Genomic DNA, 14,495 nt, shown 5'->3' with positions numbered 1-14,495 from the left:
GGATAGAATATGGCATGGTTAGTCGCAATAATAGGCTCGCTCGCTGGATTTCTTTTTGGTTATGATGAAGGCATTATTGCTGGATCGCTTGACCTGCTGAAAACTCATTTTACGCTCACCCACACCCATGTGGGAACCATGGCCGCCGCACTTCCTTTTGGTGCGTTGTTTGGCTCCATGCTGATTGGCGCTTTGCTGGGGACCCGTTACGTGAAACGCGTCGGACGACGCTCGTTATTGTCGTTTGCCGGCGCACTTTTTTTTGTTGGCGCCCTGGGTGCGGCGCTTGCTCCCGCGACCTGGATGCTCATTGTGTCGCGATTTGTTCTTGGCTTGGCGATTGGTATTGCTTCCGTTACAACACCACTCTACCTGGCTGAAACGGCGCCCGTGAATTTACGCGGGGCCATGGTTGCCATTTATCAATTAGCCATTACCATTGGTATTGTCTGTGCCTATTGTGCCAATTACCTGCTGATTGAACACCAGGCCTGGCGGACGATGTTCGCTTCCAGTGCCATACCGGCATTTATCCTGTTTGCAGGTATTCTGTTTCTGCCTGAATCACCGCGATGGTTATTGAGTGTCGGCCGACGCGAAGCCGCTGCCCGTTCCCTGCGCCTGCTGCGCCGGCAAGCATCCATTACTGAGGAACTAACCCACATCGAAACCACGCTCAAACGCGAACCGGCCGAAAAAAACTGGAAGGCCTTGTTTCGGAAACCATTGCTGCCCGTTTTGTCATTGGGGATGATTTTATTCTGCCTGCAGCAGTTAAGTGGCATTAATGTCATTATTTATTTCGCACCGGAAATTTTTAAAAACCTGGGTTTTACCAATGCCACGGGCCAGATTCTTGCCACCATGGGTATTGGCATTGTCAATTTACTGGTTACGGTGATCGCCATTTACTGTGTTGACTGGATTGGCCGCCGCAAATTGTTGTTGATTGGCTTCAGCGGCGCCTGCATCAGTCTTGCTGCGCTTAGCGTGTTTTCCCTGTATCAGGTATCGCTGCTTGGCTATTTGTCCGTGCTCTGCCTGACCGTGTATATTTTTTCATTTGCCATCAGTATTGGTCCAGTACCGCATATTGCCATGGCTGAAATTTTCCCCCTCTATGTTCGCGGTGCGGGAATGGGCCTGTCGTCCATGAGCAACTGGTCGTTTAATACGTTGACGGTTTTTACCTTTCCTCTCCTGCATAAAGCCATTGGCATTGAATACACCTTTCTCATTTATGCCGTGATTTGTTTACTAGGTCTGGTCTACACGATTTATTTCATGCCTGAGACAAAAAACATCAGCCTGGAGTCCATTGAGGACTACCTGCTAAGCGGCAAACCCCTGCGTGAATTGGGCAGAAAACCGGCTGCACAATCCACCGCTTCCCTGCCGCTGGATAATGCTGGTGAGGCGCTATTTAATTAATACGACAGCCATTGCCTTTTAAGAAAGGCAATGGCTGTTTCAGCTGTTAACACGGCCGTGGTTTATTCTCCGATTAATTATTGCGTATTTGCTTCTTATAGTGTTCTTGATACCCTGAACAAGCTTGGCCATTTGTGTTAAACCCTCTCCCTGGAGAAATAACGACTATCTGGATGATTATTGCCACGCAATGGATGCCCGCAGGTCAGCAGGCATCATAAGGAAAACTACACGACTGAGGCTCGTCGCGGGTAAGGCCTAACAAGGCATGCCGTAACCCAGTTAAGCTTGTCTTGCCCGCGCAGGCGGGCATTTATCAGCTTAACTCACCCAATTTGGTTGCGAGCTTCTGTTGCAGAATAATGGCGCGAAGTGTTGCCACGTAACTCCACGTAAGCGAGTTGGCGCCTTGCGGATTGCCGGTGTACAAGTTGATTTGTTCACTTAAATTTAAATCCGATGCATAGTCTTTAACAAGAATCAGGTAAGCGTTGCCTTCTTCAAAATACTGTTTAATCAGAGGCCCATTGGCTTGGGTGAGCGGTAACATGTCGCCCAGGGTGTAGTAATATTCGGCCATGGTCGCTGTCAGAATATACCAAGGGTTGCCTTCGCCGTCATTGCGGTAACCATCATAGGTATCGCCAGGGTAGCGGCCGAACAGGACGGCTTGATAGTGGGTGTCATTAATGGGAAAGAGGGCTCTGTATTGTCTTTTTAAGGCTGCGGCCGTATTTTTTACATACAGATTGTCAGGAGCATAAACGCCGTCATGGGTATTGGCCAACAGCACGCCCAACATCACCGCTGAATCAAGCTCCAAGGTTTTTTGCGGTCCTGGATGAGGCGGCAGCGTCGCCTGGATGAGGATGTTTTTAGAGTCTAAATGCTCGCCAAGCCGCAGTTCAATAAAGCGGGCCTGTGCTTCATAATAGACTGCCGCTTCATTATCATGAAGCGCCCTGGCCAGCTTCGCGCCTTCGATGAGGGCTTTTCGTTGGCACATCGCTGTAAAAAAATGATGGCCGTACACTTCTTCCCAAAGATCATAGTTCATGTCCTGCCAATGGTGGGCGGTGTATTCCAGATCAATTTTAATGGCGCCCATGTCCGCTGTATCCAGGCTCTGGTTATACAGATGGGTTTTTACATAAGCTGATTCGTTATGGTTCAGCAATACCTGGGCAAAACGAATGAGTGTTAATGCCCTCAGAGCGGGGCCGTCATTTTGTGGTCTTCCCCATGGACCCTGGTAGGGGCGGCTGTCCATGTAAAATTTGGGTTCCCCCAGAATATCAAAGCCAGGCAGTGTTTCAGTCTGGTGTTGAACCCGTTCTACCCAATTGACGTAATTCAGCAGACGCGTTTTGTCTTTGGCGTTAAGGTTGCTTTCATAAAAATGTTCAATTAGATCCATGGCGATGGCTGAATCACGCGTCCAGTCATAATAATAGTCTGGGTTGGCTTTTGACGGGGAAGCCATGATGGAGCCCTCGGAGGTGATGTTGGCGAGGAAATTTTTTTTGAGGGTTTTGATGTCATCCGCTGAGAAAATCGATGCGGCAATGCTTTGGGTAATAAAAAAATAAAGTAAAAAAGCGAAAATCCTTCTCATTGAGTTAACCTGTTGATCAGTTTAAGAATTGCCAATCTTACCGGAAAGCGATCTTTCCGGCTATAGGTTATTTCGGTGTATAGTCAATGCGCACCGAGGGGGATTGTTCCGAAACGCTTCGTCGTTTATTCGCGGGTGACGCAGGGAAAAAGGTGCAGGCATTATCCACGTCAATAGTCGCCTGCACATTAATCCGCTTAACCGAGAGGCCAGGGTATTTCTCCTGATAGGGTGAGAAAACAGAGCATTTGTCTTTTTCAGGAAAATGGTGGCTAATCATGATTTTAAGCGCGCTGTTTTTCTTCACCAAAACAGCAATCAGATTGCTCAGTTCAAGGCAGTTGCGAGGGTCGTAGTGTTCAATAATAAGGCTTTCCAGGTGCGGCATGTGGGAACTGTTGAGGAAGCCCAATAAATCCATGAATTCATGGCCGTCCGCGGTTGAGGCAGTGGCCGTGGGTCGTTGGACCACGGTTAAATGCCTGATTTTGCCAAGTGAGCTTGGGTTAGGGCAACTGTCCAGACGGATGCACATATCCATCAGATCACTCGAAGCCTTAAGCAACACGGCGACTTTGGCGGCTTCCGTATCGGCTTTGTCCATGAGGGTTGTATCCTGCTTTTGTTTTTCAGACAGGGTGTTTAACAAGGCAGTTTTTGCCTTTGTTAAATTCTCCTGCAACGATTCCTTAGCGAGGATCGCGGCTAAAAAAGCCTGCAATGCTTTATTTTGTTCCTCTTTATAGGCAAACAGACTTAACACTGGGCGGCTTTTGAATGCGTCTTCAAGGGTTGTTTCTTTCCCCACGGAATTCAAGGGAAGTTCAAATAAAGCCTTGGTTTCACACACCTCACGGCAGTCGCGCAAAAGCGCATGCAACTGCTTTAGAATACCAAAGTAGGAATAATGCCGCTTAACCGCCTTGTCAGGTGTATCATCGGTCAGGGTGTAATGTTGTTTGCTGAATGGATCAACAAAGTGGAGGTATTGGCCAGGGAGTTTAAGCATCTCACCCAGCAGGCAAATCATTTCAAACAGCCTGTTTTTAAATTGGCTTTGCTGCCAGGCGATGATTTGTTGGCGGAAAGAATCGGGATTTCCGAGCCACTGCAAATCGATTTCAAGCAGTGCGTTATCCTGGATCGTGCCCAGGGAGGACGGACTGGCGGGCAGGTAGTCCACCTCCGGTAATTTCATCACCCGGGTGTCATGGAAGGACTGGTTATCATTGTCCTCTTTGCCCGGCAAGGGAAGTGAGGGGGTGGTTTTCAGTGTCGCTGATTCCGCGTCGCTTTTAGTGTCCTTTGCTGAAAAAGCAGGGGAAGCCGGTTTGCTGTCGTACGTTTTCAGTTTTCCCGGCCGGGCTGACGAAGGTGTATTCCCATAGTTCGGGAACTGGCTATAGGTTTTGGTATAATTGAGGGTCGGTTTGCTATTTTTGCTATCGCTACTGTCCCTTTTATCATCTTTCATCATATCCCTCCCGATGGATCATTGGAGTGGTTAGAGTATGCCAAAAACGGGGGGATGAAAATGTGTTTAACGGGTTTTTATCGTGGTTTCGGGTAAGTGATTCGCGACCGTACTCCTTACCATTCGTTTGCTTTCTTCATGGCTGTACAAATCCTGGCGAGTTGATTATAGTGACGCCGTTAATTTCTTTTTTCATCAGATGAGGCGGGGATTCCGTGATGAGTCAGGTACTTTCACCCATTGCTTGCCTTAAGCAATGGCTTTTGGCAGAAAAGGAAGCCGGAGCGGCCAATCCGCAGCACGCCGTGCTGTCTACCGTTGCTTCTGTGCCTCATCCGGTACCGCATGCGCGGGTTGTGGCTGTACGCGAAATCACTGAAGACAGCCTGTTGTTTTTTACTCAAAAAGGGACCCGAAAAGTCAATGAACTAATGGCTAACCCTAATGCGGTGTTGACGTTCTGGTTTGAATTGCATCAGCGACAGATAAGCATTGAAGGCGAAGTGCAGGGGCTGTCGGCTGAGGAAACCGCCTGGTATTGGCAAAATAATGCGCGCGAAGCACAGTTACGGTTTTCAAGTTACGCCCCCACGTCAGGGCAACCTATCCCAAGTAAAGACGTCCTCGAGCAAAAAAGAGAACGCCTGACGATGGAATTGAAGGATAAACCAATCCCACCCAGCCCGCTTTATTGTGGTTTTCGTGTTAGACCACAAACCGTTTACTGTTACAGTTACCGCAGCGATGAACTTTCGGATGTAAGCTGTTTCAGCTACAGGGATGGCGCCTGGATTCATCAGTTGCTTTCTCCCTGATTCAGCCTGTACAAGTTTCGGTGATTTGGTTATAGTGCGCCTCGTCAATGACGGATTGACAACGCATTATGGAGAATATCATGAAGTGTAAAGCCATTGCCTGCGCGGTATTAGTGACCCTGTCTGCCGGTGCTGACGCGACATCGCCAGCCCGTGAAACCATCACTTACAAAAATGAGCGGGGTTCAGTATTGACCTTGCATTTTACCTCAAAAGACACCTTGTCAGGGACTTTCAAAACAGCGGTTGCCTCCAGGGAATGCCAGGAAGCGATTGGCAGTGAGCGTCCTGTTGTGGGTTATATTGTAAAAAATGCCATTACCATCAGTGTGGATTATCCTGCCTGCGGTTCGGTGCTGACTTTTATCGGCAACATTGAGCAGGGCAAAGCAATGATCGATACCACGTCGATTCTGGCGCATCAATCAACGCATATCGCGACACAGGGCCCCGGAGCGCGTTTTATCGGACACGATGTATTTAAGCGCGTTTAATGGGATTGCCTGCCTGTCTTTCATGCAGGCAGGCAGCCTGGTAGTTTGCAATGCCTCTTCGAAGTTGTTCAAGGTAATGATGAAAGCGTTCCGGGTCTTCCCGCAGGGCGTCTCGCTCGCCGCGGGAAATTTCCAGTTGCACACCGTACTCGGGGGTAAGATTAATGAAATTGTCAGGATTCATTCCCGATAAAGAACCGCCGCAAAGTCCGGTTGCAAATCCTCCCGATTGCAGGGCCTCGCAGAGGTGGCGCTGAAGCAAGGCGTTAAGTCCTCCAGTCAATGTCAGGTGCATGCGTCCTTTCATCCCGTGAATCGCCAGAGTAACGCGAGCGTCTTGCTGCAGACGGGCGAGTTTGGGTGAGCGAAAGCGCGTGGACGTCACGTGCAGGGCTCGTCCTGGCCGACTCAAGCCTTCAAAGAGGAATAAACTATAGTGAGGGTAGGCTAATTGCCGCGCAATCACCTGGGTAAACGGTTCAATGGTGCCGCCATGAGGTGCTGCAATAACTAACCAGCTGTTACGGGAAATGCTTTCCTCACGCCAGGCTGAAGCCTGTTCATTTTGCTTTAACGCATAAAGCGTAGTATAAACATCCACGCTGTGTCCGGACTGGGTTCTTTTTATGAGTGTAGTGAATGGAGAGACACTGTGCATTTTATGGGCGTGAAATCCGATAGTTTAAAATTATTTTAAAATAACACTGTATTTTTAAAAATTATTTGCTAATATAGTCAACCCTGCAGGATTTTTATCTTTACCAAGCCTGTGGATAATTTTCAAGCTTTCCCCTGTTTTTATCTGTTAACTTCCGTTTATCTTTGTTGATTCGCTCAGTGTTAATAAGGTTTTTTTGTGGTTTTTTGTAAGTTATGCACAGACTTATCCACAAAATCTGTGGATAAGTCTGTGCATACGCTATAAAACAGGCTGAATTTCCCTCTTTTTCATCGCTGTTCAAAATTTATTGATCTTTTTGTTGGAAAGCCCTGGCTTAATACTACAGGCAACTTCTATTTCACGATAAAATCATTCTTTTTTTTCGGCTTAATTTAAGATGGTGCATCATTATCAGGATTTAATTACGCTGTTTAATCACTGTTTCGCCGCATCCTATAATACGCGATTGGTCAAAGGTGAAGAGGAGCCCATTTATCTGCCAGCCGACAACGAGCGGCCATGGCATGCCATTGTCTTTGCTCATGGTTTTTTCAGCAGTGCGCTTCATGAGTGTGCCCATTGGTTAATTGCCGGCGCCGAACGGCGTTTGCAGGTTGATTTTGGTTATTGGTATGTTCCGGATGGACGTAATGAAGAACAGCAGCAATTGTTTCAGCAGGTGGAGGTCAAGCCGCAGGCCATGGAGTGGATTTTATCAATGGCTGCCGGGTGCCGTTTTCGTCTAAGTCTCGATAACCTCAATGGGGCGCCAACGGATTATCAGGGCTTTAAAGAGGCGGTATATCAGCAGGCCCTTCGCTATTGCCGACAGGGCTTGCCGCCGCGTGCGGCACGCTTCCGCCAGGCGCTATGTGAATTTTACTGTACTGATGTCGCTTTGGACGAACAGCAGTTTGATTGTTCCGCGCTATAAACGCTTATGGGCTTTCCCCAACCTGATGAACATCCTTTTCTGCAAAAATCGCGGCAGGGTAAGTGTAATGTTTAAACTCCAATAAATTGTTACTGGGATCCCTAAGGAAAAAAGAGTGATGCTCAATTGTGGTGCCTGCAAAGCGGATCTTGGGCGGAATCTCGTATGGAACCTCCTGCCGTTTCAAGCGCCCGACAAAGTGATCAAATTCCATTCTCTCGAGAAAAATCAAACCAAAATGTCGCGGGTAAATCCCTGCTTGCAGTGGCAGTGGTTCATCTACTTTATGCCCGACAATCTGATGGCTGCCGAATTTAAAAATGAGTGCATGGGCTGATTCCCTCCCTAACTCAAAACCCAGTTGCTGCTGATAAAAACGTTTAGCCTGGTTGAAATCATGAACGGGGAAAGCGAGGTGAAAAATAGCATTCATGGTGGATTGCTCTTTTAAAGGAATAAGCCATTGTACTGACTCTGTGGACAATTGAGAATGTGCTGGCAGCTCATGTGGCTCGAAACATTTCAATTGGCACATTTTTTGTTTATGGATAACACCTTTCGCGAATGAGATAACCATGCCTCCCATCCTGCCAGTTGTGACAGGGTTGTTGCTGTGTACCCTTACCTGGGCCGATACCGTTCACATCATTGCCGTGGGTGACGTGCTTTTACATGCCCCTTTACAGAAAAAGGGATTGGCTCAGGGATTTGATTCGTTATGGACTGCGACCATTCCCCAATTAAAAAAGGCTGATATCACCTACGGCAATCTCGAAGGGCCAACGGCAGGAATGATTGACATGTACGGCAAGGAGACGAAAGATGAACGTCGTGCCTATACGTCCTTTCCCATGTTTAATTATTCCAGGGATTTAGTGAAGGCTTTGAAATTATCCGGGTTTGATATCCTGTCGACCGCCAATAACCATACCCTCGATCGCTTAAGTCTGGGCATCGATCGGACCATCTCCACATTAAATGAGCATCACATGGCTTACACTGGTACTCGTTCCCGAAACAGCAAGGAAGCCTGGTATACGGTGACTGTTAAGAACACCCTGTCGATTGCCTGGATAGCCTGCTCTCAAGACACAAACGGCATCACTGACAGGTATCGCCAGGTGTTACTCTGTTACCGTGATAAGCCGCAAGTGCTTGAACTGATTGCCGAGCTTGCTAAAACCCATGATGCCGTGATTGTCACCCCGCACTGGGGAGTGGAATACCAAACCCGGCCCAATAATGCGCAAAAAACGCTCGCGCGCGAGTTTGCCAACGCGGGTGCGTTGGCGATACTGGGGTCGCATCCTCATTGCGTGCAACCCTTCGATTGGGTAAGCACGGCAGAGGGAAAAAAGGTGTTTATTGCCTACTCCCTGGGCAACTTCATTTCCAATCAGGGCAGTTTGAAAAACCGTGCCAGCGGTCTGTTGTCCCTCCATTTAAGAAAAGAAGCCGGGGTGACTGCCATAGACAAAGTGGCCTATCAACCCACGTACATGGAAAATCGCAGCGCTCAAATGAGCCTGTCGCTGGTGACTTCCGCCAGACATCCCGCTTATCAGTGGCTTAAACAGGTTGTGGGGGCTGACTACCTGGTGCTGCCAAAGAAGAAAGGATCCATCAAACCGGGCAAAAAGGGACAAACGGCCTTATTGATTAAAAATTAATCATTATGGTATAATGGTATCCATGTTTTACGGAGAGCCCGCCCATGCCTGTTGAAATGAAAGAAGGATACCGTCCCGATAACACGGACACCCCGCCTGAAGGCTCGGCTTACACCCTGATCCAGCGTATCCTTAATGTCGCCGGCTCCGGTTCCATTCAGCAGGTGGTTAGAGCTGCTGTGGATGACAGCGCAAAAACTGCTGGCGCCAATAGCGATGAAACCGATGTAACCAATAATAGTGAAGGATTTATTCTAAACGGCGATATCGAGGGTAGCCTTCACGCGACGTTACAGGGTCATAATCTCATGCAGCGGCATGAAGAACAAAAAGAAACCGAAGCGGAGGAAGAACTGATCGCTGAAAATACCCGTGTCGACCTGAATGAAAAGGCGGAAAACACATTGGAAGCCTTTAAGCAGTTTGTCAACAATCTGCAATGGGCCAATAAGCATTTCCCTCCCTTACCCAAGTAATAAAAGAGCCTGGCCATCCCTTGCTGGAGGAGACTATGGTATAGTGCCTGGTTTTTCCATTGACTCGATTCTTATGTTTGAACCCCTGCTTGTATCCACCGCCATTGTCGCCTTGGCGGAGTTTGGCGATAAGACCCAATTGTTAGCGCTGATGCTGGCTGCACGTTTCAAGCGGCCCTTGCCTATTATTGCCGGCATTTTACTGGCGACATTAATTAACCATAGCCTTGCCGGGGCTTTGGGCGCGTGGCTTGTGTCAATGCTGGGGCCTCACTTACTGCGGGGGCTTGTCGCCTGTTCTTTTATTCTTATGGCCGTTTGGGTACTTATTCCGGACAGGTTGGATGCCAGGAAACCGGATGCTTTCCGGCGTTTTGGGGTGTTTACCACCACGCTGTTTACTTTTTTCCTGGCTGAGATGGGTGATAAAACCCAGGTGGCGACCGTCGCCCTGGCCGCGCATTATGGTAAGCCTCTATGGGTTATTGCAGGAACGACCCTTGGCATGCTGCTCGCGGATATTCCGGCGGTGTTCCTCGGCAAGACACTGGGGAATCAACTCTCGTTGACCTGGGTAAGGGCAATCACTGCGTTAAGCTTCGCGGTCATGGGCCTTCTTGCGGCAGTGCAGGGGGTTAGCTTTTCAGGTTGAGTACCGTGGATTTCTCCAATTTTTCCAGGCATTGAGCAAATTCCACTGAGGATAAGGTTGTCTGTACAGGCGGCAATGCCTTCGAACTGGTCGCCGTCAGTTTGATGTCTCCGGTGACGCCGTCCTGCTCGATAAACGACAGCTGATAGGAGTCATCCATTTTATCCAGCTCCGGGATGTTTAACTGACCTGTGAATTGGTTAAGCCGTTCAAGCATGTCGGAAACCAGGTAGCATTGATTAAGATGGTCTGGCGGCATTTGCGACAATAAATAATATAAATCCTGCGCCTGCAGTGAAATAGACACCGGCAGCGCATCCATGTAGGCTGATTCAGCCAATAACACAAACCCATCCTCTGTTGCCGTCAGTTTTTGCATCAGGTAGCGGCTGTCTTGTTTCAACTGATCAATAGCCGGCAGGCCTGTTGCGGCTGACGAATTTAAATGCTCAAGCAGCGGCATGGTGTAATTTTCCAGGGTATCGAGAAAGAGAACCGGCAGTGACCAATGGTCGATCTGGTCATCGGCAGGGGAGGGCTCGGTCGTAGAAACAGCTGCAAGCTTAAGAACATCAGATTCAAGAATGAGTTTAAGGCATTCAGAGGGGTTGGTGCTGGCCTCGGCAAAAACAGGAAAATCATAATCTTTGGTGCAGGACACCAGTTGCCCCTGTTCCATGCGACAAAATTGCCTGTCGCCTGTGGCTTCAATGCGCTCACTGACGGTGCGCAGTAAACGATTAAAGTGATGTTGTTGTCCTTCTGACGGGATAATCAGGGGATCGTGGCCTTTCATCACCGCCAATTGGTATTGCGCTAATGGATAACAGCGCATCAGATCGAGTTTATGGGCGAGATTCATCACGTGGAAGAGCGCCGCTTTTTTGGGCGTGATGTGTTTCGATGTTAAATAGTCCGGATTACCCATGTTGCGGATCAGTTCCATGTATTTTTTTATTTCCTCCGATGGCATCTTCTTGTGGGCATAGGCGGCAAATTGCAAGGCGCATTGTTCGCGGTACTCCCGGTATTTCTGCGGATTACTTTTAAAAGCAACATCCGACTCACGCCCGGAGACGCTGAAAAGCATGCAGAGGGCTACTTTTTTCAATTCATCACCCGACAACTGAAGGCATTGTTTTCGTAATTCCGGCTGGGCAAATTGCTGGAAATACTCGACCACCAGCGGGACAGAGGCAGCCACTCGTAAGGAATGGGCCAAGCCATGATTGGGGCGATGAACAACCTGACTGTTCTGTTTTAATTCAGCGTCGGTGGCGTCTAACTGCGTGTCTTTGTAGGCTTTACTTAAATGATGACTATAAACATAGTCGGCTTGTTCGACTAACAGCGAGGTATTGGCCATTTCAAGCTGGATAAGCAGGTGATTCATCGCGGTTGTCATTTGTTGAAGCGGTGGGTGCAAGGTATTTAAGTTTTTAAATTGTTCAGCCAATTTAGCCGTTTGTTTATAAAGCGCCTGGAGCTTTTCTCTTTTTTCAGCGGGTTTATGGCGGCTGTCTGCAAAAAAAACAATGAGTTTCTCCAGCTGAGCGGCCATAGCAAGGAGTTCGGCGGTCTCGCTTTTTTTATGCGGCAGTGTTTGCCAGAATGAGGTTTTGACCCGAGGTTCTGCCTGCGTCGACAAATGCCGTACTTCGTCCAAAAAAGCAATCAGATGCGTCCTGATTTCAGCATCCACGCTGGAATACGAACGGGGATCAATGCCATCGAGACTTCTGACTGGGAACGCCTGAAATACCTTTCTACCCTGATCCTCAATAAAAGAGCTAAAGGCCAGTTGCGTTCCTGCAGGAAGCAAAATTTCCTGCTCATCGGCCTTGTAAGATAAATCCTTTACCTTTTTACCAATGCCCTGGCGAGGTTGAGTGATTTTAAGCAGCGTATCGGTGCCGCTTACTTTCATGGCAGCGATGTCTTCTGAGGTGCTAATGAAGCCTTCCTGCCGCAAGGGCTTATGAGTCTTGATGGTTTCGTGACGCTGTTGCCACACAGTGGTCGGCATCTTATGACTGCTTTCCGCACGATAAAGCGTTTGCAGGCTGTTATCGTCTGAATCATCGGGTAACTGCAGGCGGGTGAGCCCATGAGCCGCTAAACAAGTGGCCAGAATAATTTCCTTGACTTCCTGTGTCAGTCTGTCCTGAGGCAGGTTTTTTAAGCGGGGATCCCGTCCCTGACTTCGCAAAAACCCATTAATTTCTTCATAAAAGTTAGAGGTATACAACGTTATGGCCAATTTTTCGCCATAAGTTAATTGGCTATACAGGTTATTTTTATCAGCGGCCAGATAATCTTCCTTTTTGGGAAGACGGGGATCGCCTTTCAGGGAAGGAATGTGAACGGCCGTTTTTATAAAGGTTTCATAATGGGACGAAACCTGCTCTGTAAACGCTAAATGCTCAAAATCAGGCTGGTGCAGAAGAAGGTGGGTCAGATTAAACACCCGGTCATTGAAGGCGACTTCAAGCTCCCCGTAGGAATTAAAGCGGCATTGGGCTTTCTGTTCTGGATGAAGGAACAAGTGGATGACTTTTTCCAAATCCCGAGTGACCTCACTCTTTAATCGGGGACCTTTTTTAAGTAGAGCGATGGTCTTATCGTAGGACATCTGAAAAAATGGATAAAGACTGATATAGCAATTATAGTTTAATATTTGAACAATATGGGTTGACTAAGGATGAATCCAATCCAGAAGTGTCGAGAGCACATCCGCTTCCGCAGCCGGTTTATCCCAACGGATGCGGTGAATGCGAGGAAAACGCATGGCCACGCCTGATTTGTGGCGGGTAGAGCGCTGGACAGCATCAAAGGCAACTTCCAAAACCAGTGCCTTCGCCACTTCCCGGACCGGACCAAAACGGTGCAGCGTGTGGTTGCGTATCCAGTGATCGAGTTTAAGCAATTCTTCATCGGTAAAACCAAAATACGCTTTGCCGACAGGGAGAAGGCGGTTATCCTGCCAAAGTCCGAAGGTATAGTCTGAGTAATAAGAGGACCGTTTGCCCTGGCCTCTCTGGGCGTACATCAGAACCGCGTCCACCGTCAGCGGATCGCGTTTCCATTTATACCAGTGGCCTTTGGGGCGACCTGCAAGATACGGGCTTTGCTTGTGCTTGAGCATAAGGCCTTCAACGGCGGGGTGGGCTTCATTTAGGACCTGTTGCTTTAAATGATGCAGCGTCTCCCCCGGAAAAAGCGTCAGCAAATCAGACAGAATCAGGTTATCGGCTGAGTGATTCGCGTACCATTGTTCCAGTGTCTTACGCCGTTCAATAAAAGGGAGGGCGCGCAAATCGCGGCCTTCCATGGATAAAATGTCATAGAGAATCATCGCGGCCGGGTATTCGGTTATCCATTTTTTTGTCAGTGATTTGCGGTTTAAACGTTGCTGCAATTCATTAAAACTGCCAATGCCCTTTTCTGTTTTAATGACCAGTTCACCATCAAGGATGACCCGCGTTTTAAAAGAAGCCAGCAAATCAGGAAAGGAATGGCTGATGTCATCCCCTGTGCGACTGTACAGGGCTTTGCCGTTTCCGGTGACGATAGCCTGGACACGAATGCCATCGTATTTACGCTCAAAAACAAATTGCTGCCAGTCAATCTGGCCGATGTCGTTTTCATTGAGCGGATGAGACAGCATCACGGGATGGAAGAACAGCTGATCGTCGACAGAAGGCAGTTCGGCTTTCTTTTCAAGCCAGGCAAACAGGGCTTCGTATGGCGGTTTTAAGCCGTGCCAGATTTTTTCAATGTCCTGAACTGAAACCTGTCCGTAATCAGCCAGCGTTTTTTTTAGAAAGCGGGCGGAGACGCCGATGCGCAGACTGCCGGTCCCTAATTTTAAAAGAGCCCACCGCTCGGTCGTGTCTGCACGATTAAGCAGGTTTGCCAGGACGTCGCGAATGGCTTGTTTGGGTAATTGGTTGAAGGTGGTAATCAGGTCGGAAAGCCTTGGGAGGACTGCTGTTGAGTCATGGGTAGGCCAGAGCAGGGCAATGGTATCCGACAAATCACCGACGTAATCGTAGGAATAGGCAAAGAGTACCGGGTCGATTTCCTTCTCAATTAATTCTTTGATTAACGTACGGCCGAAGGTTGGAAGTTCAAGCGTATTCGCCATGATTGCCAATGCATACCCTCGTTCCGGATCAGGCGTCGTTATGAAATAGTGATGAAGCAAGGCCATCTTGTCACGATGGCTGTAAGTAAAATAAAGGGTATTTAGTAATTCGGCAAATTTTTTCAT

At 48.4% G+C, this 14,495-nt stretch carries 13 protein-coding genes; 7 read left to right on the top strand and 6 right to left on the bottom strand.

The genetic code is table 11. The annotated features are described in order from the left end of the window. Positions 1-9 precede the first annotated feature (9 nt). Positions 10-1,431: a sugar porter family MFS transporter gene (locus GH742_RS09555; RefSeq protein WP_203454753.1), complete on the top strand. Its 1,422-nt coding sequence runs from the start codon at positions 10-12 to the stop codon at positions 1,429-1,431. Between the two features lie 316 nt (positions 1,432-1,747). Here GH742_RS09555 and GH742_RS09550 read toward each other — a convergent pair whose 3' ends face one another. After that, the gene (locus GH742_RS09550; RefSeq protein WP_203454752.1) at positions 1,748-3,046 is read right to left on the bottom strand and encodes a glycoside hydrolase family 15 protein; all 1,299 of its coding nucleotides are present in this window, start codon (positions 3,044-3,046) and stop codon (positions 1,748-1,750) included. Between the two features lie 67 nt (positions 3,047-3,113). After that, positions 3,114-4,523 carry a hypothetical protein gene (locus GH742_RS09545; protein ID WP_203454751.1) on the bottom strand — a complete coding sequence of 470 codons (1,410 nt, stop codon included), beginning with the start codon at positions 4,521-4,523 and terminating at the stop codon, positions 3,114-3,116. A gap of 215 nt (positions 4,524-4,738) precedes the next feature. Here GH742_RS09545 and GH742_RS09540 point away from each other — a divergent pair, with 215 nt between their 5' ends. Then, positions 4,739-5,335 carry a pyridoxal 5'-phosphate synthase gene (locus tag GH742_RS09540; RefSeq protein ID WP_203454750.1) on the top strand — a complete coding sequence of 199 codons (597 nt, stop codon included), beginning with the start codon at positions 4,739-4,741 and terminating at the stop codon, positions 5,333-5,335. A gap of 80 nt (positions 5,336-5,415) precedes the next feature. Beyond that, entirely contained in the window at positions 5,416-5,829 is a 414-nt protein-coding gene (locus GH742_RS09535; protein ID WP_203454749.1) for an avidin/streptavidin family protein, read from the top strand. Here GH742_RS09535 and GH742_RS09530 read toward each other — a convergent pair. Continuing rightward, complete coding sequence (locus GH742_RS09530) at positions 5,816-6,430, bottom strand: poly-gamma-glutamate hydrolase family protein (protein ID WP_203454748.1); 615 nt, start codon at positions 6,428-6,430, stop codon at positions 5,816-5,818. The genes GH742_RS09535 and GH742_RS09530 overlap by 14 nt on opposite strands. 460 nt (positions 6,431-6,890) lie before the next feature. Here GH742_RS09530 and GH742_RS09525 point away from each other — a divergent pair, with 460 nt between their 5' ends. Next, the gene (locus GH742_RS09525; RefSeq protein ID WP_304607798.1) at positions 6,891-7,424 is read left to right on the top strand and encodes an elongation factor P hydroxylase; all 534 of its coding nucleotides are present in this window, start codon (positions 6,891-6,893) and stop codon (positions 7,422-7,424) included. A 4-nt stretch (positions 7,425-7,428) separates the two neighbouring features. Here the strand turns inward: GH742_RS09525 and GH742_RS09520 are convergent, their stop codons facing one another. After that, positions 7,429-7,857 (bottom strand): VOC family protein, encoded by a 429-nt coding sequence (locus GH742_RS09520; RefSeq protein ID WP_203454746.1) that lies wholly within the window; start codon positions 7,855-7,857, stop codon positions 7,429-7,431. Between the two features lie 142 nt (positions 7,858-7,999). On the opposite strand from GH742_RS09520, the gene GH742_RS09515 reads away from it, so the two are divergent. The 3 genes from GH742_RS09515 (at position 8,000) to GH742_RS09505 (ending at position 10,222) form a co-directional block, all read left to right on the top strand. Next, positions 8,000-9,094: a CapA family protein gene (locus tag GH742_RS09515; RefSeq protein ID WP_203454745.1), complete on the top strand. Its 1,095-nt coding sequence runs from the start codon at positions 8,000-8,002 to the stop codon at positions 9,092-9,094. Between the two features lie 44 nt (positions 9,095-9,138). Next, complete coding sequence (locus GH742_RS09510; RefSeq protein WP_203454744.1) at positions 9,139-9,570, top strand: hypothetical protein; 432 nt, start codon at positions 9,139-9,141, stop codon at positions 9,568-9,570. Between the two features lie 73 nt (positions 9,571-9,643). After that, positions 9,644-10,222: a TMEM165/GDT1 family protein gene (locus GH742_RS09505; protein ID WP_203454743.1), complete on the top strand. Its 579-nt coding sequence runs from the start codon at positions 9,644-9,646 to the stop codon at positions 10,220-10,222. Here GH742_RS09505 and GH742_RS09500 read toward each other — a convergent pair. Further along, positions 10,206-12,854, bottom strand: coding sequence for a SidE phosphodiesterase domain-containing protein (locus tag GH742_RS09500; RefSeq protein ID WP_203454742.1), 2,649 nt, complete (start codon positions 12,852-12,854; stop codon positions 10,206-10,208). The genes GH742_RS09505 and GH742_RS09500 overlap by 17 nt on opposite strands. 63 nt (positions 12,855-12,917) lie before the next feature. Continuing rightward, a complete protein-coding gene (locus GH742_RS09495) occupies positions 12,918-14,495 on the bottom strand; it encodes a cisplatin damage response ATP-dependent DNA ligase (RefSeq protein WP_203454741.1) in 1,578 nt (525 codons plus the stop codon).

This window comes from Legionella sp. MW5194, assembly GCF_016864235.1.
Lineage (GTDB): Bacteria > Pseudomonadota > Gammaproteobacteria > Legionellales > Legionellaceae > Legionella_C.
Note: the sequence above shows the minus strand (reverse complement) of the source record. Positions and strands in the feature narration are given on the sequence as shown.